This is a genomic window from Phycisphaeraceae bacterium, assembly GCA_020851465.1.
Classification (GTDB): domain Bacteria; phylum Planctomycetota; class Phycisphaerae; order Phycisphaerales; family Phycisphaeraceae; genus JADZCR01.
This window is the reverse complement of the sequence record JADZCR010000015.1, coordinates 1-4,396: the sequence shown is the minus strand read 5'-3', so window position 1 is coordinate 4,396 and position 4,396 is coordinate 1. Positions and strand designations below refer to the sequence as shown.

The 4,396-nt window shown below is 59.5% G+C and carries 6 protein-coding genes; 4 read left to right on the top strand and 2 right to left on the bottom strand.

Going from position 1 to position 4,396, the window contains the following annotated elements:
• Positions 1-56: 56 nt before the first annotated feature.
• A complete protein-coding gene (locus tag IT444_12360; protein MCC7193562.1) occupies positions 57-308 on the top strand; it encodes a hypothetical protein in 252 nt (83 codons plus the stop codon).
• Between the two features lie 408 nt (positions 309-716).
• Here the strand turns inward: IT444_12360 and ltrA are convergent, their stop codons facing one another.
• Positions 717-2,042: a group II intron reverse transcriptase/maturase gene (gene ltrA, locus IT444_12355; GenBank protein MCC7193561.1), complete on the bottom strand. Its 1,326-nt coding sequence runs from the start codon at positions 2,040-2,042 to the stop codon at positions 717-719.
• A 62-nt stretch (positions 2,043-2,104) separates the two neighbouring features.
• Entirely contained in the window at positions 2,105-2,254 is a 150-nt protein-coding gene (locus IT444_12350) for a hypothetical protein (protein ID MCC7193560.1), read from the bottom strand.
• A gap of 646 nt (positions 2,255-2,900) precedes the next feature.
• Between IT444_12350 and IT444_12345 the strand changes: the two genes are divergently transcribed.
• From IT444_12345 to IT444_12335, 3 genes are read left to right on the top strand one after another with little or no spacing between them, the layout of a single operon-like run.
• A complete protein-coding gene (locus IT444_12345; protein ID MCC7193559.1) occupies positions 2,901-3,422 on the top strand; it encodes a winged helix-turn-helix domain-containing protein in 522 nt (173 codons plus the stop codon).
• Positions 3,419-3,973 (top strand): IS630 family transposase, encoded by a 555-nt coding sequence (locus IT444_12340; GenBank protein ID MCC7193558.1) that lies wholly within the window; start codon positions 3,419-3,421, stop codon positions 3,971-3,973. Before IT444_12345 ends, IT444_12340 begins: the two co-directional genes overlap by 4 nt.
• 6 nt (positions 3,974-3,979) lie before the next feature.
• Positions 3,980-4,270 carry a hypothetical protein gene (locus tag IT444_12335; GenBank protein MCC7193557.1) on the top strand — a complete coding sequence of 97 codons (291 nt, stop codon included), beginning with the start codon at positions 3,980-3,982 and terminating at the stop codon, positions 4,268-4,270.
• Positions 4,271-4,396: the final 126 nt, after the last annotated feature.

Here is a 4,396-nt window from a genome sequence, read left to right as displayed (position 1 = left end):
TCGAAAGACGGTCGAGCGCCCGGCCGGCCGTTCAATGCTGGTCCGTTAGCCCGCACATGGACCCTCGAACGTCCAAGATCGCCGGCATCGATTACGGCAACTGGTGCGCGATCGTGAACACGTGCTATCTGGCCGCTCTCATTGCGGCGGCGTGCGTCGCGATCAACGTGCTCTGGCCGCTGGCATGGTGGCAGAATCTCATCGCAGTTGTGGTACTGTTCTTCCCGCTCGGCTGGTTCGTCGATCACCATGCTCACGGCACGTTGCTGGTGAATGCCGTGTTTCGATGGCGGCACCGTGCGGGCTAACCATTCGCTGCACTGGACCGGGGCCGGAACGGTTCTGCGATTTCCATCGCTGGTCGTCGGCCCCGGCCAGTGAACGATGGTCCGTTATGCAGCAAGAGGCGAACGTGTTCGACAGTTTCGGCGATACCGATCCTCGCAAGATGCCGAGCCACCTGTTTTGGGGCACTCGCCATCTGGACTACGCCACGGCTGTGCGGGCGGACGTCTCGCGGCAGGGGAAATGAACGGGGACGCAGCTGGAAATGAACGGGGTAGAGTCGAGACGTGGCGCGGTGGTTTGGACTGAGCCTATCCGTTTCCGGCCTTTCGTCGACCGGTGCCTCAATAGCTCAACCATGCTCCGTTTCCACGTCCCGCTCATCGAACCGGACGTGCGGATTTCCCGCATCCGGCTCTCGGAGAAGAACTTCATGCTTTCGCCCACGGGAGACTCCCTTTCCGCTTTTGCAGGCAGAACACGCCCAGCCGGTCGAGTGTCGCTGCGTCGGCGAATCGCTTCCTGCCGACACAGTGAACCTTGTGCTTGGCGTTGAGCCACATCCTCAGCCTGTGTCCGACGTGGTTGTCCACGGTTCGGTAGGCTCGGCTGACACTCCCGAGGCTGAAGTAGTTCGACCAGCCCGACAACATCCGGTTCAGGTCGATCACCACCTCCGCCACGGGCCGGGACGTACTGCGCCGGTCGGTTGTTTCGGTCACCTTTTCGCAGAGGCGAGCGATTCGCTTCTTCGATGGACAGACGCCCAGATAGGCGCCGCCTGTCCTGCGCGACCACAACCGGCCAAACGTGTACCCCAGAAAGTCGAACGTCTCCTGCGGCACGGCGCAGACCCGCGTCTTGGTCTCATTCACCGTCAGTTTCAGCCGTGACATCATCTCACGCATCGCGACCAGCGCCTTGTCGGCACTGCCGCGACAGCAGATGACCAGATCATCGGCGTAGTTGACGACAAACGCCTTGAGACGCTTCTGGTGGCCCAGCGACTGCCAGCCCAGCACGAATCGACGCATGTACAGGTTGCTCAGCAGCGGAGAGATCGGAGCACCCTGCGGCGTGCCTTTCCCTTCGTCCCGATTGCGGGTGGTCCGATGCTTCCGGCCACGCTCGTCTTCCTCTTCCACCGCCATGCACAACCACAACTTCAGGATGTGCATCATCGCCCCGTCGCTGATGCGGCGGGCCAGTGATTTCAGAAGCTCGGCGTGCGGAATGCTGTCGAAGTATCCGCTCAGGTCTGCATCCACCACCTGACAGTGCCCCGATTGCAGCAGCGTCTGGACGTGGCTGACCGCGTCCAGGGCGCTGCGCCGGGGTCGATACGCGTATTGCTCGGGCGGCAGGTCCGTCTCGAAGATCGGTTCGAGCACCAGCACCGCCGCCATTTGCGCCACGCGATCCTTGATCGTTGGGATTCCCAGGGGTCTTTGCTTGCCGTCGGGCTTGGGAATAAACACCCGACGCACCGCCGAGGGACGATACGACTTGTCCTTCAGCTCTTTCTGGAGTTCACCCAGCCATCGATCCAGCCCGTACTTCTCGATGTCCTCGAACGTCTGGCCGTCCACTCCCGCCGCTCCCTTATTGGATTTACAGCAGTCGTAGGCGTGGGCCAGCACATCCGCGCGGTACACCTTGTCGTACAGGGCATAAAACCGGTAGCCCGGTGATCCCTTCGCTTTGGCATGCAGCGAGTTCCGCAGCTTCTGAACTGTTTCCGGAGGGGTTAGGCTCATCGCCAATCTCCTGCTGTCCTTTGCCGGTTCCTTCGCTACTTCTTCAACCAAGGTCCCTTCTCTCAGCGGTCATTACCCGCTTCAGCGGTACTACGGACCTTTCCGCCATCCCAGACGACCCGGCTCATGCCCTCGCGGGCCGCCAGTTGAACGTCAGGGATGACGTTCATCGCCGGGACTTCCCGTGTTGATGTCGGAATCCTTGCATGCATGCCGTCGCCTCTACCCCGGTGGAGCCGTCTGATCCATTGTCATTTGCCAGCCATGACGCCGGCTTTGAAACCAGACAGCGGCGGCCTTCCCCATTACGTCGCTGGGTCGGCTTCCACATCAACTGTTTCGGGGCCTCATCGGCGATTCACTTCCGTTCCGGCCTGCATGCTCGCTGAACTGCTGAAACAGCCCCTTGCATCGAGAGCTTCAGCTGTTTGGTTGCCTACACAGCCGTCTCGATTACTACCGGGTGCAATGACTATTTCCCGGACGGGACTTTCACCCGCTGGATTCCAACACCCTTGATCACGGCGCACGACGCAGCTAGTTTGTCAGCTTGGTTTCTGTTAGCTTTGCCGGCATGGCAAGGGGAAATAAACGATCCTGGTGGAAAAACTAGCTGCGTCCCCGTTTCATTTCCCGCAGGTCATTTCTACACGACCTACATGGTAGCCATGGCTACTGGGAAGTGGAGCTATCAAGACGCACTTGCGTTAGCTCAAGGAAGTCACTTACCTGACTTAATTCTTGATTACGATGCTCCAAATAATTGGTGGGGGGCTAAGTAGAACCGCAAAATGTTTCTTCTAACCAGTCACAATTGGTCGATGAATTTCCTGGCAGCGGAGCTGCCGGGAGGTTCGCATGGGTCGTGGAATCACGCTCGCCGACGAGCAATGGGACGAACTGGATCGCCTTCGCTTCTCCAGCAAGTCGAAAGTGGTCTTCCGAAACTGCCTGATTATCCTCAAATCCGACTCCCGCGAGACGATCGCGTCCATCGCCGAGGAACTTGGCGTCACGCCCGACACCGTCATCCGCGTCCGACGTTTGTACCGCAAGGGCGGCGCCTCGGCGCTGCATCCGGTCAAGCCGACCGGCCGGCCTTCGCGGGCCACACCGGAGTATCTCCGGGCCATGCGCGATGCGGTGAATGTCAATCCGCTCACGCTTGGATATGGATTCTCGAATTGGTCGGTGCTTCGGCTCGCCGCGCACTTGAAGAAAATCACCGGCATCAGCTTCAGCGACGACCAGCTCAGCCGGCTGCTGCATCGCAATCGAATCTCGTTCCAGCGCCCCAAGCACACGATGAAGGGCAAGCGCGACGAAGCCGCGCACGACCAGGCGAAAGCCGAACTGAAGATCATGAAAAAAAAGCGTTGAGGAAGAACGCCGCCGAGGCACTGGTGTTTCAGGACGAGGTTGAGATTCATCGTCATCCGACGCTGACGCGAATGTGGGCACCGATCGGATCGCAGCCGGAGATTCCCGCGCCGGGACAAAACGAAAAGCAGGTCGTCTACGGCGGCGTGGACTACAAGACCGGACGGATCACCTACACCCTCGCCGACAGCAAAAGCGGCACGCACTTCATCACGTTCCTGATCGCGTTGATCACCGCATACGCCGGCCGGAAGGTGCGCCTGGTCTGCGACAACGGCCGATTCCACTGCACCAAGGCGGTAAACCAATGGCTGGCGGCGCATCGCGATGAGCTGGAGATTTACTGGCTGCCGCCGTATTGTCCGAGCCTGAACCTGATCGAGCGACTGTGGGGCCATCTGAAACGCACGGCGATCGCCAACGTGCTGTTCGAGACGATGGCGGACCTGGTGTCGTCGTTCCGGAAAAGCATCCGCGACATCAACGGCCAGCGTGGGAAGATGGGATTCATGTTCGATCATGACGATCAGGAGTTGAAACAAGCCGCGTGAATCTTTGTGCGGTTCTACTTAGCAGAAGCATTTGTTGAACTGAGAACCGACAACACGAAGCTGAACGCCGGACTGCAGGCGGCACGGAAAGAGACGGAGAAGACTGTAACCATTTTCAGCCGGATGAAGGGCGCAGCGATGGGGGCGCTGGGCATGCTGGGCGCTGCTGGGAGCGCCGCGGTGGCGGTCTATTTTATCCAGAGGCTCGTGAGAATGGCGGCAGAGGCTGAACAGCAAACCATGCGGTTCAACTCTGCCTTGCGCGGTGCTGGTGTGGCATCGGCAAAAATGCGCTAAGAGATTTCCGCAAGCGTTGACGTGATGAAGCGTAAATATGTCATTGACGACGACGTTATCCGGCAGGCAATGACATTGGCGCTCAATATGGGCGTAACGGCAGATCAGATTTCCGCAGTCACGGAG

Excerpts from the sequence above, each read along its gene's own strand:
- IT444_12360 (MCC7193562.1), top strand. The coding sequence starts at position 57 with ATGGACCCTCGAACGTCCAAGATCGCCGGCATCGATTACGGCAACTGG.
- ltrA (MCC7193561.1), bottom strand. The coding sequence starts at position 2,042 with ATGAGCCTAACCCCTCCGGAAACAGTTCAGAAGCTGCGGAACTCGCTG.
- IT444_12350 (MCC7193560.1), bottom strand. The coding sequence starts at position 2,254 with ATGCATGCAAGGATTCCGACATCAACACGGGAAGTCCCGGCGATGAAC.
- IT444_12345 (MCC7193559.1), top strand. The coding sequence starts at position 2,901 with ATGGGTCGTGGAATCACGCTCGCCGACGAGCAATGGGACGAACTGGAT.